Here is a 25,453-nt window from a genome sequence, read left to right as displayed (position 1 = left end):
ACGGTATGTTTTCCTTGACTGGAACCGTGTTTGACTGGAACCGCGCAGCTGTCCGCCAGGACCAAGAGCATGACGCCGTCAGCCAATAATTTTACGTTACTGCGCCTGCTGGCGGCCTGGCTGGTGCTGTTTTCGCATAGTTATCATCTGAGCGGGCAGGGCGCACGGGAGCCGCTGATGCAGCTGACGGATGGGCGCATGACCCTGGGCACCGTTGCCGTTGGCGTGTTCTTTACCATCAGCGGCTACTTGATCACGGGCAGCGCGTATGCGCGCCCCGAGCTGCGCTCTTTTTTGATGGCGCGCGTGCGGCGCATCTTCCCCGCCCTGATGCTGGTGGTGCTGCTGACGGCTTTGGTGCTGGGGCCGTTGGTCACGACGCTGGCGCCAGCTGACTACTACCGCGATGGAGAGACATGGAGCTACATCGCGCGCAACATCACCATGTGGCGCCTGCAGTACGTTTTGCCTGGCGTGTTCACGGCCAATCCACATGCGACCGCCGTCAACGGTGCGCTGTGGACCTTGCCCATCGAATTTTCGCTGTATCTGGCCGTGGGTGGCAGCGTGTGGGGATTGCGGCGCACGGTGCGCCAGGCCAATGTGGCCCTGCCCCTGTGCGCGCTCGCTGCCGCATGTGTGCTGTGCTGGTGGAAGGTGCTCGAAGGCAATGTTTCCGGGACGCTGCTGCTGGCGCCCTATTTTTTGCTGGGTGCCGGCTATCGTCTGTTGCGCCGTCGCCTGCCCATGCGTGGGACGATAGCCGCCTTGTTGCTGGCCGGGTGGGGCGCCAGCGTGCTGGTGCCGGGGCCGTTACTGTATGTGCAGGGGTGCGTGGCGATCAGCTATGCGACCTTGTGGCTGGGCCGCCATCCCGCGTGGGTGCTGCCTTTTAACTTGGAAAAGATTGGTGACTTGTCGTATGGTATTTATTTGTTTGCCTTTCCCGTGCAGCAAACCGTGCTGATGCATGGCTGGGCGAAGACGCCGGCTGGCGTGTGCCTGCTGGCCAGCGCCATCGTCTTGCCCTTGGCGTGGTGTTGCTGGCACGCCGTCGAGCGCCATTTCGTGGTCATGCGCACGGCGGCGACGCCGCTGACCGACGCTGATGCCAGCCTGCGGGTACGACCTTGAGCGATATCAAGCGCATTATCGGCATGAGCGTGGCGCGCGGCTATGGCATGGCCTTGTCGCTGGGAACCTTGTTTGTCTCGGCGCGCCTGCTGGGGCCGGACGGGCGCGGCGAATTTGCCGCCGCCATGGCCTGGGCCGCTCTGTTTGCCACCCTGTTCCACCTGAGCCTGGGGCAGGCGCTGCAGCACAGGCTGCAGTCGGCCGCCACCACGCCGACCCTGGGGGAGCAAATGGGCACCCTGGGCGGCCTGGCGCTGGCGCTGGCGCTGCTGGCCCTGGCCGTGGCCGCTGGCTTGTATGCGGTAACGGGCGGGGCGCTGTTCAAGGGGCTTTCGCCATTGCCGCTGTGCATAGCCATGGCCGGCGTGCCCTTGCTGATATGGGAGCAATACGCATCGAACATGCTGGCGGCCAGCGCCCAGACGGGCTTGCTCAACCGGGCGCAGTACTGGGGCCGCAGCATCGGCTTCCTGGTGTTTTTCCTGCTGGTGATGTACCTGGGCTGGGGCGTGCCGGGCGCGCTGGCCTCGCAGCTGCTGGGCCAGTTTCTCGTCGCCGTGCTCGTCGCGCTGCCCTTGTGGCAGCTGGCGGGGCGCTCGCTGCGCTGGCTGCGCAGCGAGGTGCGGCCCTTGATGACGTCGGGCGCCGTCATCCACATGACAACGGTGAGCGCCTTCCTGCTGGACCAGGTGAGTATCCTGCTGATCAACCATGACCTGGGCAAGCGCGAGGTGGGCTTCTACCAGCTGGCGCAGCAGATGGTGACCTTGCTGCTGATCGTGCCGCAGAGCGCGCTGATGGTGATTTATGGCGGCCTGGCGCGCGCCACGCCCGACGCCTTCTGGCCACAGCAGCGGCGCCTGGCGAAAAAAGTGCTGGCGGCGGTGGCGGGCGTCTGCCTGCTCGCGTATGTGCTGGCGCCGATGATGATTTCGCTGGTGGCGGGGCATGCGTTTGACGCCAGCGCCGCCATGTTCCGCGCCCTGCTGCCGACGGTGCTGGGCATCAGCCTGGCCTTGCTGATGACGCCGCAGTGGATCGGACGCGGTTTGTTGAAATTAAATACGCTCATGACGATCGCCACCAGCGTCGTCGTCGTGGCGTGCAGTTACTGGGCCATTCCGCGCTACGGCGTGGATGGCGCCATCGGGGTCCGGCTGGCCGCTTACGCGGTCTGGATTCCCTTGGCACAAGGGGTATTTTGGTGGTGGTGCAATCGTCGCGCGCGGATGGCCGCAGCGGGCAAGGGAGCGGAAGCATGAAACGACACAAACGCGGCACGTTCAACGGCAGTTATTTACTCACGGGGATGCTAGGCCTGGGCCTGCTGTTTGCCTGCCTGCTGGCCGGCCTGATGGCGGCCGTGCTGCCGCCAGGCGCCTTGCTGAAGATCACGGCCATCCCCATCGCCCTGTGCGGCTTGCTGCTGCTGTGGGTCATGCCCAAGCGCAAAAGCGCGCCCGATGGCGCCCTCAATCTTCTCTTGCTGCTACTCGTGGCGCTGATCAATATCTGGCCCACCTACATCATCTACCGCTTTGGCGGCTTGCCGTCGATTAGTCCGACCAAGCTGGCCTGGCTGGCTTTCCTGGTGGGCGGCAGCCTCTGCATGCTGTCATGCAAGGAGCCGATGGAGCGCTTCGTCGCGCGCTGCAAGGCGCATCCGGTGATCGTGTCGGGCATCGTTGCCCTCATGACCTGGCGCGTGCTCAGTTCGCTGGCGGGGGAAGAGCCAATTTCCCAGGTGTTCGGCCTCGGTGGCGAACTGATCAGTTTTTACCTGGTGTTTTTTCTCGCGCTGGGCGTCCTGCGCGACAAGCGCGACGTCTTCCGCCTGCTGGCCGTGCTGACCGTGGTGGGCTTGCTGCAAGCGGGCCTGGCCGGCTATGAGTCGGTCGTCAAGCGCACCTTGTTCGGGCGTTTCATCACCGTCAGTGCCGATGATGCGCTGACCTTGCAGTCCGTGCTGATGGAAAAGCTGCGCGAAGGGCGGTATCGCGCGCAGGGCACGTTCGAGCATCCGATGGTACTGGCCGAATTCATGGCCATGATGGTGCCGATCGCGGCGGCCGTCTTCCTCACGCACAAAACGGTACTGCTGCGCTGGGCCAGCATGGCTTTCGTGCCCGTCGCCGTTGCCATGATCGTTGCCTCGCGCAGCCGCAGCGGCATCGCGGTACTGCTGGCGGCGCTGATACTCGTGGGTATCTTGTTGATGTTGCCACGCGGCGATAACCGCAAGCGCCAGAAGGCCGACCTGATGCTGCTGGCCTCCGTGCTGCTGCTGCCGCTGGTGATCCTGGGCGGCTATTTTGCCGCGCAGGAAGTGTTTAGCCTGATTGCCGGGCGCAGCCAGAACGAGGCGAGCAGCACCATGGCGCGCGTGCTGATGCTTGAACGCGGCATCCCCCTGATCTCCAGCAGCCCGCTGTTTGGCTACGGCAATGGCCTGGGGGCGGTCAAGCTGGGCTTTTTCGATGGCGTGCGCTACAACATCGATAACTATTGGCTGGGCCTGGCGCTGGATGCGGGCATACCAGGCCTGTTGGCCTTCCTCGTCAGCTTTATCAGCGCCATCCTGCTTGGCGTACACACTTACCGGCGCCGCACCGATAGCGTAGGCACGGCCGCAGGCCTGATCGCCATCTCGCTAGTGATGCTCCTGGGTACCAAGACCGTGCTGTCGATTTCTTCCGGTTTCTCGCTGGCCTATATCCTGATCGCCGCACTGATCGTGCTGGCCGATGCGCCAGCGGAAAGCGCAGAGGAAACCGCGCCGGTGCCGCTTAAGGGCCAGCGTCCCGTCGCCAAACGCGGGCTGTTCCGATGAGCGGGCAGCCAAGGGTCTGGATCGTGCTGGTCAACTGGAACGGCTGGCGCGATACCATCGAATGCCTGGAAAGCGTGCTGCGCATGCCTTACGCGAACATGGGCGTGATCGTTTGCGATAACGCCTCGTCGGACGGCTCGCTTGAACAATTGACGGCCTGGGCCAGCGGCGCCAACGCTTACCAGGCGCCAGCGGGCAAGCTGGCCGCCCTGACCACGCCGTCGCTGCCCAAGCCGCTCGCTTGCCAGGTGCTGGAAGTGGGGCAGGGCTTGCCGGACGCACTGCCAGCCTTGCCGCTGTTGTTCGTCAAGACTGGCGGCAACCTTGGTTTTGCGGGCGGCAATAATGTCGGCATCCGCCTGGCCCTCGCCGATCCGCACTGCGCCTTTGTCTGGCTGCTCAACAACGATACCGTGGTGGAAACCGCTTGCCTGCAACACCTGGTGAACGCGGCATCGGCCGACCCGGGCATCGGCATTACCGGCTCCGTGAATTATTTCTACGGCCAGCCCGAGACGGTGCAGGCGCTGGGCGGCGGCAGTTTTGCGCGGCGCCGCGTGTTTAGCGACCTGCTGGGCCACCGCTTGCGGAAAAACGATATCACCCCGGCCATCGTGGCGCAGGCGCAGGCCAGCCTCGACTGGGTCAGCGGCGCCTCGATGCTCGTATCGCGCCGCTTCCTGGAGCAAACGGGCTTGATGGAAGAGGCGTATTTCCTGTATTACGAGGAAATAGACTGGGCCCTGCGCTCGGAGCGGCATTTCCGCAACGCACTGGCGCCGCAGGCCGTCCTGTACCACAAGTCGGGCGGCGCCACGGGGGAAAAGACCGATGGCACGTTTGCCGTCTATACGCGCTGCCGCTCGCGCTTCAAGCTGTACCGCAAGCTGCTGCCCGCCTGGCTGCCCGCCTGCTACCTGCGCACGGGGCGCGACTGCCTGGTCGAAGCCGTGCGCGGACGGCGCGCAAACGCGCAGGCGATCCTGCGCGCCGGCATCGACGACCTCTTACAACGCTGAGAACACCATGCCGACATTGTCTGGAGCCGCCGCGCAAGATGGCATCGTACTGAGTATCCTCGTCAAGGCCCTCAATGAGGAACGCCATATCGCCGCCTGCCTGCGCTCGGCGCTGGAGGAAGCGGCCGGCTGGCCGTGCGAGGTGATCCTTGTCGATTCCCTGTCCGACGACAGGACCGTCGAGATCGCCGAGCAGTTTCAAGTGGGCATCGTGCAGTTTGCCGCGCGTAGCGACCGCGGCTGTGGCGCCGCCTTGCAGCTGGGCTATCAGTATGCGCGCGGACGCTACCTGTATGTGCTCGATGGCGACATGACGCTGGAACCAGGTTTCCTGGGGCAGGCCATCGCCTACCTGGAGGCGCACGCGCAGGTGGCGGGCGTGGGCGGACGCCTGCGCGACACGGCTTTGCACAGCGCCGCCGACAAGCGGCGCGCCATGCACTATGCCACGGTGCATGGCGAACAGGCCGTCGCTTCGCTTGGCGGTGGCGGCCTGTACCGCCGCAGCGCCGTTGACGCGACAGGCTATCTGGCGAACCGCTGGCTGCCGGCCTGCGAAGAGGCCGAACTGGGTGCGCGCCTGCGGGCGCAGGGCTGGAATCTGGTGCGCCTGGGCGTGCCGGCCGTGGCGCATACGGGGCACCAGGAAAGTTCCTGGAACATGCTCAAGCGCCTGTGGCGCAATGGCCGCATGCGTGCCTATGGCATGCTGCTGCGCGGCGCCGTGGGCCAGCCATGGTTTGCCGCCACGCTGCGCGCCTGCTGGCATGTGCTGATTGCCCCGGCCGCTTACGCCACAGCCTTGCTGCTGGCACTGCTGGGAACCCTGATGGGCTTGTCATTTGCTTCTTTATTGGTCGGATTGCTGGCAGGCGGGTGGGGTGCGGCCTTCCTTTTGTTGTACTGGCGCAAAAGAGACGCAGGTGAGGCGTTGTTTTCCATCATCGCCTGGCATTGGTACGCGGTTGCTGCCGTGTCCGGTTTCGCGCGGCCGCTGCGCGACCCGCTGGAACCGATTCCCGCTCTGGTGGTGCGTCCGCCGCCTTGATGAGTGGTCAATTCCCCGCCTATATAATCTATTGGTGTTTATATATTGATATCGCCAAAATAGGTTTTAAAAAAAGCTAACATTAATATTTTTACCTGTCAAGTTTTTGGATTTGATTCTCTGTGGCAAGCTATAATGGCCCATCGGTCGCGCATTTCTGTTGCATGGCGGTTGACTGGCGTTATTGACGTTCCCGTTCCCCGGCAAATTTGCGTGTCGTAGTCATCGCACTGCCCGCAGCGCTTCGCGCAGGCGTGCGACCGATTTATCCACTTATTTTTTCCCTTGGGGGCTCGTATGAATTTCGGAATTGCACCATTTCCGCGCTATGGTTTGTTATTGGTGGCTTGCCTCGTCAGCGGCGCCAGTCGCGCTGACTGGGTGCAGTCCGTCGATCCGCTGGTGGTGCGCCCCCTGCCGGCCGAAGGTGCGCTGCAGGTGCAAAATCCGCCCAGTTTTTCATGGGCGCGGCATCCCTCCAACCCTGCCTCGTATGTACTGGAAATCCAGGGCGCCACGACGCAGTCCTTTACCGTCGCCCGCAACTGGTATCTGCCCAGCAGCATGCTGGCGCCGGGCCGATATACGTGGCGCGTGCGTCCGTCCACTACCCAGGAGTGGTCCAGCCCGCGTCCCTTCGTCATCGAGGCGGTGGCATCGAAATCGTTCCTGATTCCGGAAGGCGTGGCCTTGAAGGCGCGCGTGACGCAGCGTGCGCGGCCGCGTCAACTGACGACCGAGCTGGGACCGCAAAAGAACTGGAGCGCCGCCATGAATGCCGAGCGTGGCCCGGTGATGACGCGCTTGCGCTACGAGGTCGACCGCAAGATCATCAGCATCCCCGTCTACAAGGACAGCGACTGGACGCTGGTGGCCAGCGGCACCGCCCTGACCGCGGCGCTCGATGCGCAAAACGTGGCGATCCGCTGGGCCATCAATGACCTGGGCCGGCAAACCGAGGCCGCTTCCCTGTTGTGGCGCTACACCGGCGAGCAGCGCTATCTGACCGAGGCGCTGACGCGCGGCAACCAGATGGCCGCCCTCAGCCCCAGTGGTCCCACCAGCTATGCCAGTCAGGATCAGGGCACGCGCCAGATCGCCATGTCGCTGATCAAGTCCATCGATTTGCTCGCTGGCGACCTCGACAGCGGCACCAAAAAACGCTGGCTTACGTCCGTGACGGCGCGCACCAACGACATCTACAAGAGCCTGACCGCGAACAGCGGCGTGCTTGACCAGTACCCCTTCGATTCGCATGGCGGCACCAACCTGGGCTACCTGGCGCTGATCGCCACGCTGGGACTCGGGGATATTCCGGAAGCGTCCGATTGGTTCGATTTCTCGTTCCGCTCCTACAGCAATTCCATCTATGCGTGGAGCGGCAGCGAGGGCGGCTTTGCCAACGGCACGGCTTACGCGCAATATACGGCTGACTATGCGCTGCAGATCTGGCAGCCGCTGACGGCGGCAACCGGCATCAACCTGTTCGACAAGCCCTGGTCCGTAGGGTTCCTGCGCTTCCTCATGCATTTCGTACCGCCTGGCGCTCCCTTGCATGCGTTCGGCGACCAGCATGAAGTGGTGCCGGAACAGCGCGTCATGAAAGCGTTCGCCTCGCGCTTTGCCTTGCCCGAAGCGGCCTGGTACGTGAAAAACCTGACGGGCGAGGAAGATTCGATCAGCACCCTGACGGCGCCCTGGCCCATGCCGGTGAGCACCGTCGCCGTGCCGAAGCCGCCCGCCAACTCGGCGCTGTATCCGAGTATCGGCTGGGTTGCCATGCATAACGACATCAGCGACCGCAGCCGCACGTCGGTGTTCTTCAAATCCAGCCCCTACGGCTCGTTCAATCACAGCCATGGCGACCAGAACAGCCTGCTCATCAGCAGCGGCGGCCGGCCATTGCTGATCGAGGCCGGCTACATGGACTGGTACGGCTCGCCGTTGTGGAACACCTGGTACCGCCAGTCCAAGTCGCATAATGCCATCACCTACGATGGCGGCATCGGCCAGCGCGTGGATGGCTATGGCGAAACCCTGGCGCGCAACGGCAAGATCACCAGCTTTGCTGCGATTCCAGGCCTCGATTTTGCGCAAGGCAATGCCACGGCCGCCTATGGCGGCGCCTTGACCCAGGCCATGCGCCAGATCTGGTATTTGCGCAATCTGGATGTGCTGGTGGTGCAGGACAAGCTGGAAGCGCCGCTGCCGCATGTGTTTGAATGGAATCTGCATGCGCCAAGCAATATCATCGTCGAGGCGGGCAATGCCGTGCGCATCACGAATGCGGAACGCAGCCTGTGCATCAAGCCGATATCGACCGACATCCGCTTTGTCAAACGCACGGGGCCGCCACCGAAGAGCGGCACCATTGAGGATCATGGCGCTTTCGTGAGTGTGTCGGGCAAGACCGCAGAATTCGTGCTGGTGCTCGATATCGGCTGCAAAAATACGCCTGTCGAACTGCAGACCACGACCACGGGGCGCACCCTGCGCGTCGGCAACATGTCGGTCGGCCTGTCCAAGTAAGTCTTCTCCCTGCCGGTCCGCCTTGCGGCGGACCGGTGTGCAAGGCGCGCCCCGCGCCGCTTCCGTACCTCATGCGGCGTTTTCCCCTGCCGCGATGTTGCTGCGCACAATACATCATATTCCACGCAAATCATTGATATAATAGCATTCTAATTGCAATATTATCAGTCTTGCCAGCGCTGCCGCCGCCGTCCTTCACCGGGACGCGGTGGCTAGGCGCGGCAGGGAAAGGGCGGTGGGGATGACGATGTTTTGGAAGAATGAACTGCGTGCCGGCACGCGCTTCGTGCTGCGCGAGAATCCGCTGGCGCGCCGTCTGCTGGCGGACTTGCGCGCAAATGAGGCGCTGAGCGCGCCAGCGCTGCAGGAATTTTCCTTGCGTCACTTGCAGCGCAGCATGCGCCATGCCATCGCCCATGTGCCCGCATATGCGCATATCGATCCCGCCTTTCCGCTCGAACACACGCTAGCCGTGCTGCAGCAGCAGTTTCCCATCATCGACAAACTGGCATTGCTGCAGCAGCGCGCGCAGTTTTATCCGCGTGGCGGCGCACGCCGTCCCTGGGAGGCGGTGGGCAAGACGAGCGGCACCACGGGCACGCCGCTGAGCGTGTGGCGCAGTGCCCGTTCGGTGCTGATGGAAAATGCTTTCCTGCACCGCCATTGGGCCTGGAGCGGCTACCGGCACGGCATGACGCGCGCCAGCCTGCGCGGCGACATGGTGGTGCCGCTGGCGCGCCGCAATCCGCCGTACTGGTTCTGGAACCGCTATGACCGCCAATTGATGCTGTCGTCGCGGCATTTGACCGAAGCCTGCGCCGACGCCATGATCGATGCGCTGGAGCAGCATGCGCCGGTGCTGTTGCAGGCGTACCCGTCGACGGCGTATGCGCTGGCCGGCTTCCTCGCGCGGCGCGGGCGCTTCCTGCGCATTCCTTATGTCTACACGGCCTCGGAGCCGCTGTATCCGCACCAGCGCGCACTGATACTCGAGCGTCTCGGTGGCAGCGTGATGGACATGTACGGCATGGCCGAGCGGGTGGCGTTCGCCACCGAATGCGAATTTGGCGCCATGCACATCAATCCTGATTATTCCCATGTAGAAATTGTCGACGAGCACGGCCAGCCCACCAGCGGCTACGGCAGCGTCGTCGGCACCACCTTCCACAACCTGGCGCAGCCGCTGCTGCGCTACCGCCTGAGCGACCAGACGCGCTGGAAACCCGGGCATTGCCCGTGCGGCCGGCATTTCCCCATGATCGAAGGCGTCACGGGCAAGCTTGAAGACAGCATCAGCGGCGGCGACGGCACGCCCGTCAGCCCGTCCGTGCTGACGTTCGCCTTCAAGGGCGTGGAAAACATCCTCAAGTCGCAGGTGGCGCAGGTGGCGCCGGGACGCTGGGAAATCCGCCTCGTGCCGGCGCCGGCCTTTTGCGACGCCGACAGTCAGCGGCTGGTTCAGAATGTGCACGAGCTGGTCGATGCCAGCGTGCATATCGAGGTGGTGCTCAAGCAGGAATTACCGAATACGGCGGCGGGGAAATTCCGTTGGGTGGTCAATGAAATGCGCCCCGCCAGCAGCGCTGCGCCTGGCGGATCGGCAAACTAGCATATACACGATGAAAAAAATTCTGATGGTTGGTACCAGCCTGGGCACCAAGGGCGGCATTTCCTCGGTCGTGCGCGTGTATGCGGACGCCGGCCTGTTCAAGCGCTACCGCGTGCATTACCTGGCCACGCACTGCGACGGCGGCGCCATCGCCAAGCTCGGCGCCATGCTGGGCGCCTACGCGCGCTTCGTCGCCATGCTGCTGACAGGGCAGGTCGGCCTGCTGCACGTGCATGTGGCCTCGCGTGCCAGTTTCTGGCGCAAGTCGGGCTTTTTCCTGCTCGCCTTCCTGTTCCGCATTCCCACCATCCTGCACCTGCACGGTGGCGGCTTTGCCGTCTTTTTCGAGCAGGAATGCGGTCCGCTGCGGCGCGCCTATATCCGCTATATCTTCAACCGCGCTGCGCGCGTGCTGGTGCTGTCGAGCGGCTGGCTGGCGTGGGTGCGCAGCATCAGCAGCAACGAGCGCATCGCCACCATGTTCAATCCCGTGCTGCTGCCGCCTGCGCTGCCCGCGTGGGAGGCGCGCGCGCCGGGCAGCGTGTTGTTCCTTGGTAAGTTGGGCCAGGCCAAGGGCGTGTACGATCTGCTGCAGGCCTGTTCCATGCTCAGGCAGCGCTGCCCCATGCTGCGCCTGGCCATGGGCGGCGATGGCGATCTGGCTGGCGTGCAGGAGAAAATCGATGCGCTGGGCGTGACGGCGCAGGTTGAATTGCTGGGCTGGGTGCAGGGCGAGCAGAAACTCGGCCTTCTCGACAGTTGCCGCATCTATGTGCTGCCATCGTATATGGAAGGCTTGCCGATGAGCATACTCGAGGCCATGGCCCATGGCGTGCCGGTCATCGCCACGGCCATCGGCGGCATCCCGGACGCCATCGAGGACGGCGTCGAAGGCTATTTGCTGGCGCCCGGCGACGCGGCGGGCCTGGCCGAGCGCATCGAGCGCCTGCTCAACGACGCGGCGCTGGCGCACCGCATGGGCGCGGCGGGCCGGCGCAAGGTCGAGCGGCAGTTCTCGGCGGCAGCGGTCATGCCGCAGCTGGAAACCATGTATGCAGAGCTGGGAATGAAGGCCGTATGACGACATTAGCGTGGAAACTCAATCGCCTTAAATTGATGGGTGCGCCTGAACTGGTGTGGCGCGTGCAGCAATTGCTGCAAAAGAAGGCCAGCAAGTTTGGCGTTGGCCTGGTGCGCCGCGTGCCCGCGCCGCAGCTGGAGCGCATGGGCCGGCCCTTCCTGTCCGGCGGCGGCGGCGACACGGATGTCGCTGCCTTGCGCGCCGCCGCCGATGCCGTGCTGGCGGGGCGCTGGAATGTGTTTGCGCTGCAGGGCGCGGACCTGGGTTTCCCGCCCCAATGGAACCGCGATCCGAAGACGGGCACCGTGGCGCCGCTGACCCTGGGCAAGCAGATCGATTACCGCAGCGAAAAAGTGGTGGGCGATATCAAATACCTGTGGGAACCGAACCGCCACCTGGAACTGGTGGCGCTGGCGCAGGCCTGGAAGGTCACGGGCGAGCGGCGCTACGCCGACGGCGCGCGACTGCTGCTGGAATCGTGGTTCGCGCAATGTCCGTATCCCATGGGCGTGAATTGGACCAGTTCGCTTGAACTGGCGCTGCGCCTGCTGAACTGGGCTTGCGCCTGGGAATTGCTGGGCGGCCTGGCGTCGCCGCTGTTCCAGGGTGAGGCGGGACTGCGCTTCCAGCGCCAGTGGCTCGACGCCATCTACCAGCACAGCCACTTCATCGCCGGGTATTTTTCGCGCCACTCGTCGGCGAATAACCACCTGTTCGGCGAATACATGGGGCTGTTTGTCGCCAGCGTCGTCTGGCCCTGCTGGCCCGACAGCCGCAAATGGCAGGCGCTGGCCCGCAAGGGTCTGGAAGAAGAGGCGCTCAAGCAGAATACGCCCGATGGCGTGAACCGCGAGCAAGCCGTGTATTACCAGCATGAAGTGATGGACATGATGCTGCTGTGCCAGCTGATCGGGCGCGCCAATGGCGCCGGTTTTTCCGCCGCCTACCTGGAACGCCTGGAACGCCTGGCCGACTTTATCGCTTCCCTCATGGATGTGGCAGGCAATGTGCCGATGACGGGCGATGCCGACGATGCGCAGATGGTGCGCCTCGCGCATGACGCCGGCTGGCACCGCTACCGTTCGCTGCTGGCCAGTTGCGCCGTGCTGTCGGGGCGCGCCGATTTCAAGCGCAAGGCCGGCCATTTTGACGACAAGAACCGCTGGCTGTTCGGTGTCGCGGGCATGCAACAGTGGCAGGCGCTCGACGCCGGCGCATCCGAAACACCGGTGCTGGCGTTTCCTGAAGGCGGTTATTTCCTGCTTGGCAGCGATTTCGGCACGCCCGACGAGGTGCGCATGGTGATCGACTGTGCACCGCTTGGCTACCTGTCCATTGCCGCGCATGGGCATGCCGACGCCCTGGCGTTCACCCTGTCGGCGGCGGGCGAGGAATTGCTGGTGGACCCAGGCACCTATGCCTACCACACGCAAAAGAAATGGCGCGACCATTTTCGCGCCACGGCGGCGCACAACACGGTCGGCGTCGACGGCCTGGACCAGTCCGAGATCGGCGGCAATTTCATGTGGCTGAAAAAAGCCAATGCGCGCATGATTGCACATGAAACTGGTTCTGATAAGCAAGTGCAAGTATTTGAGGGCGAGCACGACGGTTATACGCGCCTGGCCGACCCCGTGCTGCACCGGCGCCGTATCACGTACGACTTTAATAAAAAACGCATTGTTGTAAAAGACATATTACAATGTACAAATGTACATGATATCGCCGTGCACTGGCAGTTTGGCGAGGGTTGCCAGGCAGCCATCGTCGAGGGGCAGTTGCACGTGCGGGGACAGCGCAGGGGTTTGCACATGGCATGCACGCACGGCACTCCCGAATTGTTGCGCGGCAACGACACGCCGCCTGGCGGCTGGATTGCGCGCCGCTTCGATGAGAAGACGCCCATCGACAGCGTGGCCTGGCGCGTGCGCGTGCATGGCACGACGGAAATTGTGACGCACATCGATCTGATGCCGCTGGCGTCGCCGGCGGCATCGCCAGCCGCGGCACCAGCGGCATCGCCAGTTTAATTATTAGGGGAACATATCTTGAAAATCAGTATTTTTGGCCTCGGCTACGTGGGTGCGGTATCGGCAGGTTGCCTGGCAACGGATGGCCATGAAGTGATCGGCGTCGATCCGAACAAGACCAAGGTCGACCTGATCAACCAGGGCACCACGCCCATCATCGAAAAAGATATCGGCGAGATGATCGCCGCCACCGTGAAAAGCGGCCACCTGCGCGCTACGGCGGACGTGCGCGACGCCGTCTTCGGCTCGGACATGTCGCTGATCTGCGTGGGCACGCCGTCGCAGCTGAACGGCAACCTGGACCTGAGCCATGTGCGCAAGGTGTGCCAGGAAATCGGCGCCGCCATCGCTGAAAAGGACAGCTTCCACGTCGTCGTGGCGCGCTCGACCATGCTGCCCGGCTCCATGCGCTCGCTGGTGATCCCGACCCTGGAAGCGGCTTCCGGCAAGGTGGCCGGCGTCGACTTTGGCGTGTGCAACAACCCGGAATTCCTGCGCGAAGGCACGGCCGTCTACGATTACTACAATCCGCCCAAGACCGTCATCGGCGAGTCCGACGAAAAGGCGGGCGCGCTGCTGGTGCAGCTGTATGCCAAGATGGATGCGCCGCTGGTGCGCACGGACGTGGAAACGGCCGAGATGGTCAAGTACACGGACAATACCTGGCACGCCGTGAAAGTGGCCTTCGCCAACGAGATCGGCAATATCTGCAAGGCGGTCGGCATCGATGGCCACAAGGTGATGGAGATTTTCTGCCAGGATACCAAGCTCAATCTGTCGCCGTACTACATGAAGCCGGGCTTCGCCTTTGGCGGCTCCTGCCTGCCGAAGGACGTGCGCGCGCTGACCTACAAGGCGCGCAGCCTGGACCTCGATTTGCCGCTGCTCAATTCCATCCTGCCATCGAACCAGCGCCAGGTGGAGAAGGGCGTCAAGATGATCGTCGACAAGGGCGCGCGCAAGGTAGGCATCCTGGGCTTTTCCTTCAAGGCCGGCACGGATGACCTGCGCGAGTCGCCGCTGGTCGATGTCATCGAGTATCTGCTGGGCAAAGGCTACGAATTGAAGCTGTACGACAAGAACGTCAACCTGGCCGCCTTGACGGGCGCCAACCAGGATTACATCCTCAACCATATTCCGCACATTTCCAAGCTGATGGTCACCAGCATGCAGGACGTGCTGGACTTTGCCGACACCATCGTCATCGGCAACGGCGCCGCCGAATTCAAGAGCGTGCCGGGCAGCCTGAAGCCGCACCAGCACATCGTCGACCTGGTGCGTATCAGCAAGGAACAAAGTGGAGAGCAATATGACGGCATCTGCTGGTAAGACAGTGGCGGGCGCGCCGCGCCGCGTGCTGATTTTGGTGGAAAACCTGCCGTCGCCGTTCGACCGGCGCGTGTGGCAGGAAGCCACAACCCTGCATGCGAACGGCTATGAGGTATCGATCATCTGCCCCACGGGCAAGGGCTACGAGTCGCGCTACGAAGCCATCGACGGCATCCATATCCACCGCTACCACCTGCCGCTGGAAGCGGAAGGGGCGAAGGGCTACCTGGTGGAGTATTCGCTGGCGCTGTTCCACACTTTCCGCCTGGCGTGGAAAGTGCATTTCGCGCGCGGCTTCGATGTCATCCATGCCTGCAATCCGCCCGATTTGCTGTTTCTCATCGGCGGCTTCTTCAAGCTGACGATGGGCAAGCGTTTCCTGTTCGACCACCACGATATCAATCCGGAACTGTACGAAGCCAAGTTCGGCCGCCGCGATTTCTTTTATAAACTGATGGTGCTGTTCGAACGCTGGTCGTTCCAGAGCGCCGACGTGTCGATCGCCACCAACGAATCGTATAAAAAGATTGCCATCGAGCGCGGCGGCATGAAGCCCGAGGATGTCTACGTGGTGCGCAGCGGTCCCAAGCTGGACCGCCTGCGCGTGCTGCCGCCCGTGCCGGCACTCAAGAAGGGCCGCACTTATCTGGTCGGCTATGTGGGCGTGATGGGTGCGCAGGAAGGCATCGACCTGCTGCTGCAGGCGGCGCAATATATCGTGCAGACCCTGGGGCGCCAGGATGTGCAGTTCGGCCTGGTCGGCGGCGGCACGTCGCTGGAGCAGATGAAGCAGATGGCGCAGGACATGGGCATTGCCGACTACGTCACCTTCACGGGGCGCGTGCCGGACCAGCAACTGCTGGAAATGCTCAATACGGCCGATGTGTGCGTCAATCCGGACGTGGCCAACGACATGAACGACAAGTCGACCATGAACAAGATCATGGAATACATGGCGCTGGGCAAGCCGATCGTGCAGTTTGATCTGGTCGAAGGCAAGGTGTCGGCACAGCAGGCATCCTTGTATGCATTGAAGAACGATCCCATCGACATGGCGCGCAAGATCGTTGAATTGCTCGACGACCCGGCCCGCCGCGAGCAGATGGGAGCGTTCGGCCGCCACCGCGTGATCAATGAACTGGAATGGGAGTACGAGGCGCCGAAGCTGCTGGCCGCCTACGCGCGCCTGTTCCCGGACACGGCGCCGGCCAGGGCTGCCAGCGTTCCTCCCGTTACCTTGCGCAAGGACGGCCAGCAGGAACACTGACGGCATATCCATCGCCTATCCTGACGGAGGGAGTCCTACATGAAAGCAATGATACTGGCGGCAGGCAAGGGCACGCGGGTGCGGCCCCTGACCTATGATTTACCGAAACCGATGATTCCCATCCTGGGCAAGCCCGTCATGGCTTACCTGGTGGAACATCTGGCCCGCTATGGCGTGACCGAAATCATGGTCAACGTCAGCTACCTGCATGAAAAGATCGAAGAGTATTTCGGCGAGGGCCACCAGTTCGGCGTGCAGATCGGCTACTCCTTCGAAGGGTACACGAATGATGCGGGCGAAGTCGTGCCGCAGCCGCTCGGTTCGGCTGGCGGCATGAAGAAAATCCAGGAGTTCGGCGGTTTTTTCGATGAGACGACCATCGTCCTGTGCGGCGACGCCCTGATCGACCTCGATCTCAAGTCGGCCCTGTTCGAGCACCGCCGCCGTGGCGCGCTCGCTTCCGTCATCACGCTTGAAGTGCCGTGGGACAAGGTGTCGAACTATGGCGTGGTGGTCAGCGATGCCGATGGCCGCATCCGCGCCTTCCAGGAAAAACCGGCGCAGGGCGAAGCCTTGTCCAATTGCGTGAGCACGGGCATCTATCTGTTTGAACCGGAAGTGCTGGACCTGATTCCGCGCGACCGTCCGTTCGATATCGGCTCGGAACTGTTTCCCTTGCTGGTGGAGCAGGGCTTGCCCTTCTACGCGCAACAGCGCCAGTACAACTGGATCGACATCGGCAGCGTCAAGGATTACTGGGAAGTGCTGCAAAGCGTGCTGATGGGCGAAGTGGCCCAGCTGCACGTGCCGGGCATTCAGATCGATGACGGTTTGTGGGTGGGCTTGAATACCAGCATCGACTGGAGTGGCGGCACGCGCATCGAAGGTCCCGTGTATATCGGCTCGGGCAGCCGTATCGAAGCGGGCGCCACCATTATCGGTCCCGCCTGGATCGGGCATGGCAGCCAGGTTTGTTCCGGCGCCGAAGTGGTGCGCAGCGTGCTGTTCGAATACACGCGCGTGCTGCCCGGCGTGCAGCTCGATGAAATGATAGTGTTCAAGGACTACAGCGTCGACCGGGCCGGCAACATGCGCCATGTGTCGGACTACGAACGTGATGCCTGGGGCAACGCGCGCGACCGGCGCAGCCAGCGTCGCGCCGAGCCGCCGCCTGACGCATATGCACCCAATAACCCAGTCTGTGAAATGAATCCATGAAAATTTATCCCGTCATACTCTCCGGTGGTTCCGGTACCCGCCTGTGGCCGCTGTCGCGCGCCGTGCTGCCCAAGCAGTTGCTGCCGCTGGTCAGCGACCACACCATGCTGCAGGAAACGGCGCTGCGCGTGCACAGCCTGTCCAACCGCCGCGCCGGCGACACGGTGCCGGGCGCGTTCGAGGTCATGCCGCCGCTGGTGGTATGCGGCAACGAGCATCGCTTCATGGTGGCCGAGCAGCTGCGCGAGATCGGCCTGGCGCCACTCGGCATCCTGCTTGAACCGGTGGGGCGCAATACGGCGCCGGCCGTGGCGGTGGCGGCGCAATACCTGCTGGCGATCGATCCGCAGGCCCTGATGCTGGTCTTGCCAGCCGACCATGTCATCACCGATGTCGCCGCGTTCCACCTGGCGATCGCCGAGGCGGCGGCGCTGGCCGGCGATGGCGCGCTGGCCACCTTCGGCATCGTGCCGACGGCGCCGGAAACGGGCTATGGCTACATCCGCAGCGGTGAGCCTGTCGGCGCCGCGGGAGCCGGTTATCGCGTCGCGCGTTTCGTGGAAAAGCCGGACTTGCCCACGGCGCAGTCGTTCCTTGCGGCGGGAAACTATTTCTGGAACAGCGGCATGTTCATGTTCCGCGCCGAACGTTACCTGGGCGAGCTGGGGCAATTCCAGCCGGCCATGCTGGCCGCCTGCGTGGCAGCCGTGCGCGACGGCTACCGTGACCTCGATTTCTGCCGCCTGGAAGAAAAGGCCTTTGCCGCCTGTCCGTCGGAGTCGATCGACTACGCCGTCATGGAGCATACGGCCCACGCCGTGGTGCTGCCGGCCGCCATCGGCTGGAGCGATGTCGGTTCCTGGTCGGCCCTGTGGGAAGTGCAGCAGCGTGATGCCAGCGGCAACGTGGTGCGCGGCGATGTGTATCTCGATGACGTGCGCAATTGCCTGGTGCGTGCGGAAAGCCGCATGGTCGCCGTGCTGGGCGTGCAGGACCTGGTGGTGGTGGAGACGGATGACGCGGTGCTGATCGCGCACAAGGACCAGGTGCAGCGCGTCAAGCAGGTGGTGGAGCATTTGAAGCAGCAGGGACGCAGCGAATACCAGCAGCACCGCAAGGTCTACCGGCCATGGGGCAGTTATGAAGGCATCGACATCGGCGAGCGTTTCCAGGTCAAGCGCATCACCGTCAATCCGGGCGGCAAGCTGTCCTTGCAGATGCACCATCACCGGGCCGAACACTGGGTAGTGGTCAGCGGCACGGCCAGTGTCACTTGCGGTGACAGGGTGACCTTGCTGACGGAAAACGAATCGACCTATATTCCCATCGGCATGACGCACCGGCTGGAAAACCCGGGCAAGCTGCCCCTGCACCTGATCGAAGTGCAGTCCGGCAGCTACCTTGGCGAGGACGACATCGTGCGGCTGGAAGATGTATACCAGCGCGTCTGATGGCATGCCGGCCGAGATCCAAGAGTATAGAAACTATTGGCTCTAAGAATGATGCTATAAAGTAACTTTCCATTGGAGAATAGTTAACACATTTGATTGCTTTATGCTATGATTCTGCCTGGTTTGATTAAATAACTCATGCGGATGCAAGCGCGTCCGCACTCACGCTCGGTGGAATCGCATGACGAAAAATACGTATTCGGTGCTGGCGGCGCTGGCCTTTGCCGGTTCAGCCTTGTTCTCGCAGGCGGCAATGGCTGCGCCGGTCGACATCAGCTCCGTTCCTGGCGCCGTCAACCTGGCCGCCGGCGGCTCGCTGACCTTTGGCGACAAATTCAAGAACAATCAAAAAAGCAATTTTTTCAATGACTTGTTCACTTTCAACGTGACGCAGGCCAGCGATTTGAGCGTGATTCTGAGCGCGCGCAGCAGCAGCGCCTCGAATGGCCTGAACCTGACGGGTTTTGGCTTGTACAGCAGCGTCGGCAACACCTTGCTGCTGGGCGGCAACCAGTTGTTGACTGGTATCGATGACAAGTGGAGCTTGTCGTATGCCAACCTGGCCGCCGGCGCCTATTACCTGAAAGTCAGCGGCAACGTGGTCTCGAACACGGGCGCCGCCTTCAGCGCGAATGGCAGCCTGGTGTCGGCCGTGCCCGAGCCGGGCACGTATGCGATGTTGCTGGCAGGCCTGGGCTTGCTGGGCTTCGTGGCGCGCCGCCGCCAGAAGGCAGCCTGAGCGTTCTTCGCCGTTCCTGATCCCTTTCGCATCTTATCCCGCGGCCAGTGCGTACTGGCCGCAGCACTCTTGGTGAAAAGTATGAAAAAATTCCTGCAATCCCTGTTTGTGGCCGCCATGTTTGCCGGCAGCAGCCTGGCCGCCCACGCGGCGCCTGTTGACCTCAGCCACGCGGCCGTGGACCTGACGCAAGACCTGCTCGACTATTCGAGCAGCGAACTGCTGGGCTCGTTTGCTCTGGCACCGGGCCAGCTGGCCGGCGCGGGCAACAACTTTTTCAGCGACAAATTTACCTTCAGCGTGACGGGTTTGAACGACCTGAGCGCATTGGCGACGTCGCTCAAGCCCAGCATCAATTCGGGCCTGACCCTGACCGGCTTTAGCCTGGGCAATGCCAGCGGCATCCTGTTCCAAGGCGCGCTGGACCTGGTCAACTACACGGCGCAGGACCAGGCCTGGAGCCTGGCGTCCGGCGCCACGCCGCTGGCCGCCGGCAACTATTTCCTGCAGATTGACGGCTATGTGGCCGCGCCGACAGGTGGCAGCTACAGCGGCATCCTGGCCGTCACGCCAGTGCCGGAACCGGAAACCTACGGCATGCTGCTGGCCGGCTTGGCTGTGCTCGGTTTCATGGCGCGCCGCCGCAAGCCGCAGGCTTGAAACGCATAGGCGACAAATAAAGACGGAGGCTGCGGCCTCCGTTTTTTTTGGTGCGTGGCGACATGGCGCTATAATCGGCAGGCACAGCTGGCCGCTGCCGGCTGGCTGCCTCGATCGACTTACCTTCCGATACCGACCCTTGCATAAACTTCTCTCTATTTCGCTGCTGCTGGCCACCGGCATGGCCCGCGCCGATGCGCCCGCCGTCGCGCCGGGCCTGCAGCCGTCGCAACTGGCCATCGTCATCAATGATGCGGAACCGAACAGCGTAGAAGTGGGCGAGTATTACCGCCAGGCGCATGCCATTCCCGCCGCCAACGTGGTGCACGTGTCGATCCCGAACCGCCCCAAAAAGCTCAGCGTCGACCAGTTCGCGCAGCTCAAATCGCGCATCGACGCCCAGCTCAAGCCGGAAATCCAGGCCGTGCTGATGGTGTGGAGCGCGCCGTACGCCGTCGAATGCAATTCCATCACCTCCGCCTTTACGCTGGGATATGATGGCGGCCAGTGCGTCAAGACCTGCGACGCGGGCAAGCCCAGCACGTATTTCAACAGCAATGTGGCCCAGCCGTTCGCCCAGATGGGGCTGCGCCTGTCCATGCTCCTGCCCGTCGATTACGTGGAAGAAGCCAAGGCGGTGGTCGACCGTGGCACGGCCAGCGGCTTTTCCATTCCCGCCGCCGGCGCGTACTATCTGACGACCAGCGACGGCGCGCGCAACAGCCGTGCCAGCTTCTTTCCGCCGGCCGGTGTGGTGCGCCAGCGCAAGCTGACGATCCGCAACCTGAAGACCGACACGCTGGAAGGCGCGCAGGACGTGATGGTCTACCAGACGGGCCTGGCCAGGGTGCCCAAGCTCGACACCTTGCGCTTCCTGCCCGGCGCCCTGGCGGACCACCTGACCTCGTTTGGCGGCGACTTGCAGGGCACGGCGCAAATGAGCAGCCAGCGCTGGCTTGAAGCGGGCGCGACCGCCAGTTACGGCACCGTCAGCGAACCGTGCAACCACTGGCAGAAATTTCCGAATCCCACCGTCCTGCTGCGCCGCTACCTGACGGGGATGACGGCGCTGGAAGCCTACTGGGGCAGCGTCGCATGGCCGGCCCAGGGGCTCTTCATCGGCGATCCGCTGGCGGCGCCGTATGCGGCGTTCCGGCGCTGAGGCAGGCGGGCATACGGATGCGTGGACGAAAAAAAAGGCTCTTGCGAGCCTTTTTTGAGATGGTTGCCGCTTATGCCCTGGCCTGGCGCTTGCGGCGCGCGGCAAATGCCACGAGGCCCAGGCCGGCCAATACCATGGCATAGGTGTGGGGTTCCGGAATGGCCGGCAGTTCCGTGACGGTATCCTGGCGTCCCTGCAGGCCGCCGGCCGCACCGCCGCCGCCAATGCCGCCGCCGTTGCCGACGGCGCCGGGCAGGCTGGCGCCGCGCGTCAGCAGGCTGGTGTCGTCCGGCGTGGCCATGGCCATGCGGCCATAGGCGGGCGCCTGCGCGCCACCCCAGCCCAGCAGGCTGTTGTTTTGCGGCTGTGCAAATTCGTCCGTGCCGCCCAGCGAGGTGTCCTGCGTCACGCGGGGCATGCCGCCGCCGCCCGTGCGGCCGTTGCCGGACAGGCCGCCGCCGTTGCGCAGCGCATGCGTGCCGTCGTCTTCATTCCAGCGGTTGAAGCTCTGGTCTTCCTTCTTGCGGCCAAACGCCTGGTCGTCGCTGCTGCCATCGTTGGTCATGCTGTCCCTGCCGATGTCGCCGTTAATCAGGCGGCAATTGCTGCTCATGGCGTTCATGTCGCCATCCTTGGCGCGCGCTTGCTGGCCGGATGAAGCATCGGTTGCCGCGCAGCGCTTTTCACTGTTCTGTGCCTGTGCCTTGCCTTGTGCCTGTGCCGCAGGGATGAATGCGAATATGGCGCTGGCAAGTATGGCTAAATGGTACATAGGGTTGATTTTCATCGTAAGGCTCTCATAGGTCGCTTGTTCGCTGTCGCCGCACAGGCTTGCAGATACTGCCACAGCCTGCGGTGCGTGCTCTTGCTTGGCTAATTGCCAGTTTACTACTTGCGGAAATTTACTTTCCGGCATTTTCATGGCGGGAGTCGTACTCGGCCGGACGAGGCGTGATTTGGGCCTCGTGGGGAACTGATATGGCTTGCCGCACACACATCTGGAATGCGCCGAGCGCCAGGGCTGCACCGCATGGTGGGCATGCACGGCTCTCGTTTTCTGTTGCTGTGGAACTTTAATTGAATGTTGGAAATATACCATAAATGGCGTAACAGCTGGGAAAAACGGTGTTTTTTTGTTGCGTAAAAGACATAGGCTCATGTTTTCAAGCTATCGTTTTGCTCCGTTCGGATGAATGCCATGTCATTAAGCTGTCATGGCAAAATGTTAATGTAGGTGCATCAGTGACGACACTGTTCTTGCCCTGGCGGCGGCTGCGTTTGCCCGCACCTTCCGCCAGCACTTTTTGCCAGCATCCTTATTCATCGAACAGGATCTTTTCATGTCCCCATCATTCCATGCGTGCACGCCACCCGGGCGCCTGACCATCCTGGCCGCCTTGCTGGCCAGCCTGTCCGTGCCGGCCCTGGCCGCTTCCGACCTCGTCATCAGCCAGGTGTATGGCGGCGGCGGCAATTCCGGGGCGCTGTACACCCACGATTTCATCGAAATTTTCAACCGCGGCGCCAGCCCGGTAAATGTGAATAACTGGAGCGTGCAGTACGCCTCCGCCGCCGGTACGACCTGGGCCGTCACGGCCTTGCCGGCTGTCGATTTGCAACCCGGCCAGTATTTGCTGGTCCAGCAAGCCAAGGGCGCGGGCGGTACGGCAGCGCTGCCGACGCCGGATGCGACGGGCGGCGCGGCCATGTCGGGCACGGCGGGCAAGGTGCTGCTGAGCAATGGCAAGACGGCGCAATCGGGCACCAGCCCCACGGGGGCGGCCGTCATCGACCTGGTGGGCTTTGGCACGGCCAACGGCTTCGAAGGCAATGCGGCGCCCGCGCCATCGAATACCTTGTCTATTCTTCGCGCGAATGGCGGCTGCGGCGACACGGACGACAATGGCGCCGACTTTGCCACCGGCAGCGTGACGCCGCGCAACACGGCGTCCGAGCGCCACGTCTGCGGTGGTCCCGTCGTGCACCAGATCATCACCAGCTGCCCCGCCAGCCTCGCCTTGGCCGCGGGCAATGGCGGCAACGCCGTGCTGCGCGCCGCCGACGTTGACGGCGTGGTGAATGCGGCCAGTGTGACTTCGCCCGCCGTGGCCGGCATCAGCCTGGCCAATTTCAGCGCCGCCGGCGTGGCTGGCGAGAGCGCCACGGTCAGCCTGGTGGTGGCCGCTGGCGTGCCGGTAGGCAATTACCCCGTCACCGTGAGTTTCAGCAACGACCAGCAGCAGAGCGCCAGCTGCAAGATCGATGTGGCCGTGCAAGGCCTGGCCGCCATCAGCCACACGATTCCGCAAATCCAGGGGAGCGGCGCGGCCAGCCCGTATGCCAATTCCGTGCAGACGACGCAAGGCGTGGTGACCTTGAAAGTGGGCACCGGCTTCTTCCTCCAGGATGCGGCAGGCGACGGCGATCCGTCGACCTCGGACGGCATCTTTGTCTACACGGGTGCGACGGCCACCACCGTGCAGCCGGGCGAACTGGTGCGCGTGACGGGCACGGTGTTCGAGTACACGCCGTCGGGCGCAAGCAAGTCCTACACGGAGTTCAAGGATGTGACGGCCATCCTCACGCAAAGCGCGGGCCACAGCATCGTGCCGGCAAACGTGGCCTTGCCAAATGACAACCTGGGCGCCGTCGAAGGCATGCTCGTACGCTTCACGCAGCCACTGACCGTGTCGCAAAACGCCTACCTGGGCGCGCGTGGCGAACTGAGCCTGTCGGCCGGACGGCGCGAAGTGCCGACCAACCGCTATCCGGCCGGCTCCGCCGAGGCGCAAGCCTTGATCGCCGCCAACGCGAACAACCTGATCGTGCTCGATGACGGCATCTTTGTCGCGCCAGCGGCGATACCGTACATCGGCCAGGATAACACCGTGCGCAGCGGCGATACGGTGGCCGACCTGACGGGCGTGGTGGACTTTGGCGCCATCGGCGGTGGCGGCGCCGCCTACAAATTGCAGCCGACGCAGCCGCCGCAATTTTCGCGCGACAATCCGCGCACGGCCAGCCCGGAACTACCTGCGGGCAACGTCAAGGTGGCCAGCGCCAATGTGCTGAATTTCTTTACGACCTTTACGAATGGCAATAACGTGTTTGGCCAGACGGGGCAGGGCTGCACCGTGGGTTCGTCGACCAGCAAGAGCAATTGCCGCGGCGCCGACAACCTGGCCGAATTCGTGCGCCAGCGCGACAAGATCGTGGCCGAGCTGCAAGCCATCGATGCCGACGTGGTGGGCCTGATGGAAATCCAGAACAATGGCGAAACGGCCGTCACGTATCTGGTCGAGCAATTGAACGCGGCCATCGGCGGCGTCACGTATGCCGTGGTGCCGAAGCCGGCCGCCACTGGCACGGATGCCATCCGCGTGGCGATGATCTACAAGCCAGCCAAGCTGGGCCTGGTGGGCGGCGCCTTGTCGGATGCCAATGCCATCAACAACCGTCCGCCGATGGCGCAAACCTTCAGGGCCGCGAATGGCGAGAAATTCTCGCTGATCGTCAACCACCTGAAATCGAAGGGCAGCTGCCCTTCGGGCGGCGGTGCCGATGCGGATAACAACGACAGCCAGAGCTGCTGGAACGCCACCCGCGTGCAGCAGGCGCAGCGCCTGGTGGGCAGCTTCGTGCCGCAAGTGGCGGCCGCCGCCGGCGACGCCGACGTGCTGGTCATCGGCGACCTGAATTCGTATGGCGCGGAAGACCCGATCCAGGTCATCACGGGCGCCGGCTTCGTCAATGAACTCGAGCGTTTCGTGCGTCCTTCGGGCATGCCGTACTCGTATGTGTTCGGCGGCCAAAGTGGCTACCTCGACCATGCGCTGGCCAGCGCCTCGCTGAGCCCGCAAGTGGCCGGCGTGGCCGAGTGGCATGTGAATGCGGACGAGCCGGAAGTGATCGACTACAACATCGATTCGGCCAAGCCGCAAGACCTGTACAACGCCTTGCCCTACCGCGCTTCGGACCATGATCCCGTCGTCATCAGCCTGGACTTGCAGCCCGCTTACCGCGACATCACGGCCAACGTCTCGACGGCCAGTTCCGGCCTGGCGTTCAATCGCGCGACGCAGAAATACACGGGCACCTTTGCCTTCACCAACACGGGCACTACGGCCATCAGCGGCCCGTTCCAGGTGGTGTTCGGCGGCTTGCCGGCCGGCGTGACCCTGGCGAACGCCACGGGCAGCCATGCGGGAGCGGCTTTTGTGACGGTCAACGCGGCCAGCCTGGCACCGGGCGCGACCGCCTCGTTCGCCGTCAGTTTCACCAATCCGTCGAAAGTGACGATCAATTACTCGGCCAGCATTTTTGCCGGCAACTTCTAAGGACACCATC

The 25,453-nt window shown here is 63.3% G+C and carries 17 protein-coding genes and 1 pseudogene; 17 read left to right on the top strand and 1 reads right to left on the bottom strand.

The features are described from left to right. Nucleotides 1–69 precede the first annotated feature (69 nt). The 16 genes from ACQ4WR_RS06930 to ACQ4WR_RS06855 all read left to right on the top strand — a co-directional run bounded on the left by ACQ4WR_RS06930 (nucleotide 70) and on the right by ACQ4WR_RS06855 (nucleotide 21,106). Nucleotides 70–1,134 (top strand): acyltransferase family protein, encoded by a 1,065-nt coding sequence (locus ACQ4WR_RS06930; RefSeq protein ID WP_436486222.1) that lies wholly within the window; start codon nucleotides 70–72, stop codon nucleotides 1,132–1,134. Continuing rightward, a complete protein-coding gene (locus ACQ4WR_RS06925) occupies nucleotides 1,131–2,396 on the top strand; it encodes a lipopolysaccharide biosynthesis protein (RefSeq protein ID WP_436486220.1) in 1,266 nt (421 codons plus the stop codon). Before ACQ4WR_RS06930 ends, ACQ4WR_RS06925 begins: the two co-directional genes overlap by 4 nt. Beyond that, a complete protein-coding gene (locus ACQ4WR_RS06920) occupies nucleotides 2,393–3,964 on the top strand; it encodes an O-antigen ligase family protein (RefSeq protein ID WP_436486218.1) in 1,572 nt (523 codons plus the stop codon). The genes ACQ4WR_RS06925 and ACQ4WR_RS06920 overlap by 4 nt, the downstream gene beginning before the upstream one ends. Beyond that, nucleotides 3,961–4,983 carry a glycosyltransferase family 2 protein gene (locus ACQ4WR_RS06915; RefSeq protein ID WP_436486217.1) on the top strand — a complete coding sequence of 341 codons (1,023 nt, stop codon included), beginning with the start codon at nucleotides 3,961–3,963 and terminating at the stop codon, nucleotides 4,981–4,983. The genes ACQ4WR_RS06920 and ACQ4WR_RS06915 overlap by 4 nt, the downstream gene beginning before the upstream one ends. Nucleotides 4,984–4,990: 7 nt before the next feature. Next, nucleotides 4,991–6,031 (top strand): glycosyltransferase family 2 protein, encoded by a 1,041-nt coding sequence (locus tag ACQ4WR_RS06910; RefSeq protein ID WP_436486215.1) that lies wholly within the window; start codon nucleotides 4,991–4,993, stop codon nucleotides 6,029–6,031. A 297-nt stretch (nucleotides 6,032–6,328) separates the two neighbouring features. Continuing rightward, complete coding sequence (locus tag ACQ4WR_RS06905; RefSeq protein WP_436486213.1) at nucleotides 6,329–8,560, top strand: heparinase II/III domain-containing protein; 2,232 nt, start codon at nucleotides 6,329–6,331, stop codon at nucleotides 8,558–8,560. 247 nt (nucleotides 8,561–8,807) lie between these two features. Beyond that, nucleotides 8,808–10,169 (top strand): phenylacetate--CoA ligase family protein, encoded by a 1,362-nt coding sequence (locus ACQ4WR_RS06900; protein ID WP_436486211.1) that lies wholly within the window; start codon nucleotides 8,808–8,810, stop codon nucleotides 10,167–10,169. A gap of 10 nt (nucleotides 10,170–10,179) precedes the next feature. Further along, nucleotides 10,180–11,250 (top strand): glycosyltransferase family 4 protein, encoded by a 1,071-nt coding sequence (locus tag ACQ4WR_RS06895; RefSeq protein ID WP_436486209.1) that lies wholly within the window; start codon nucleotides 10,180–10,182, stop codon nucleotides 11,248–11,250. Then, nucleotides 11,247–13,280: a heparinase II/III family protein gene (locus ACQ4WR_RS06890; RefSeq protein WP_436486207.1), complete on the top strand. Its 2,034-nt coding sequence runs from the start codon at nucleotides 11,247–11,249 to the stop codon at nucleotides 13,278–13,280. The genes ACQ4WR_RS06895 and ACQ4WR_RS06890 overlap by 4 nt, the downstream gene beginning before the upstream one ends. A gap of 18 nt (nucleotides 13,281–13,298) precedes the next feature. After that, entirely contained in the window at nucleotides 13,299–14,609 is a 1,311-nt protein-coding gene (locus tag ACQ4WR_RS06885) for a nucleotide sugar dehydrogenase (protein WP_436486206.1), read from the top strand. Continuing rightward, nucleotides 14,590–15,876 carry a glycosyltransferase family 4 protein gene (locus ACQ4WR_RS06880; protein WP_436486204.1) on the top strand — a complete coding sequence of 429 codons (1,287 nt, stop codon included), beginning with the start codon at nucleotides 14,590–14,592 and terminating at the stop codon, nucleotides 15,874–15,876. Before ACQ4WR_RS06885 ends, ACQ4WR_RS06880 begins: the two co-directional genes overlap by 20 nt. 39 nt (nucleotides 15,877–15,915) lie before the next feature. Next, nucleotides 15,916–17,094: a nucleotidyltransferase family protein gene (locus tag ACQ4WR_RS06875; RefSeq protein WP_436486203.1), complete on the top strand. Its 1,179-nt coding sequence runs from the start codon at nucleotides 15,916–15,918 to the stop codon at nucleotides 17,092–17,094. Then, nucleotides 17,091–18,545: a mannose-1-phosphate guanylyltransferase/mannose-6-phosphate isomerase gene (locus ACQ4WR_RS06870; protein ID WP_436486201.1), complete on the top strand. Its 1,455-nt coding sequence runs from the start codon at nucleotides 17,091–17,093 to the stop codon at nucleotides 18,543–18,545. The genes ACQ4WR_RS06875 and ACQ4WR_RS06870 overlap by 4 nt, the downstream gene beginning before the upstream one ends. Before the next feature lie 181 nt (nucleotides 18,546–18,726). Further along, nucleotides 18,727–19,284: an FxDxF family PEP-CTERM protein gene (locus ACQ4WR_RS06865; RefSeq protein WP_436486199.1), complete on the top strand. Its 558-nt coding sequence runs from the start codon at nucleotides 18,727–18,729 to the stop codon at nucleotides 19,282–19,284. An 81-nt stretch (nucleotides 19,285–19,365) separates the two neighbouring features. Continuing rightward, nucleotides 19,366–19,944, top strand: coding sequence for an FxDxF family PEP-CTERM protein (locus tag ACQ4WR_RS06860; RefSeq protein WP_102295176.1), 579 nt, complete (start codon nucleotides 19,366–19,368; stop codon nucleotides 19,942–19,944). A 139-nt stretch (nucleotides 19,945–20,083) separates the two neighbouring features. Continuing rightward, a complete protein-coding gene (locus ACQ4WR_RS06855) occupies nucleotides 20,084–21,106 on the top strand; it encodes a TIGR03790 family protein (protein ID WP_436486197.1) in 1,023 nt (340 codons plus the stop codon). Between the two features lie 70 nt (nucleotides 21,107–21,176). Here ACQ4WR_RS06855 and ACQ4WR_RS06850 read toward each other — a convergent pair. Then, a pseudogene (locus ACQ4WR_RS06850) lies at nucleotides 21,177–21,269 on the bottom strand (PEP-CTERM sorting domain-containing protein); the annotation flags it as partial. Between the two features lie 1,177 nt (nucleotides 21,270–22,446). On the opposite strand from ACQ4WR_RS06850, the gene ACQ4WR_RS06845 reads away from it, so the two are divergent. Further along, nucleotides 22,447–25,443: an ExeM/NucH family extracellular endonuclease gene (locus tag ACQ4WR_RS06845; RefSeq protein ID WP_436486196.1), complete on the top strand. Its 2,997-nt coding sequence runs from the start codon at nucleotides 22,447–22,449 to the stop codon at nucleotides 25,441–25,443. Nucleotides 25,444–25,453 lie beyond the last annotated feature (10 nt).

This window comes from Janthinobacterium amylolyticum, from assembly GCF_051380655.1.
Classification (GTDB): domain Bacteria; phylum Pseudomonadota; class Gammaproteobacteria; order Burkholderiales; family Burkholderiaceae_D; genus Janthinobacterium.
The sequence above is the reverse complement of the archived record's forward strand: the minus strand, read 5'-3'. Positions and strand labels throughout refer to the sequence as shown.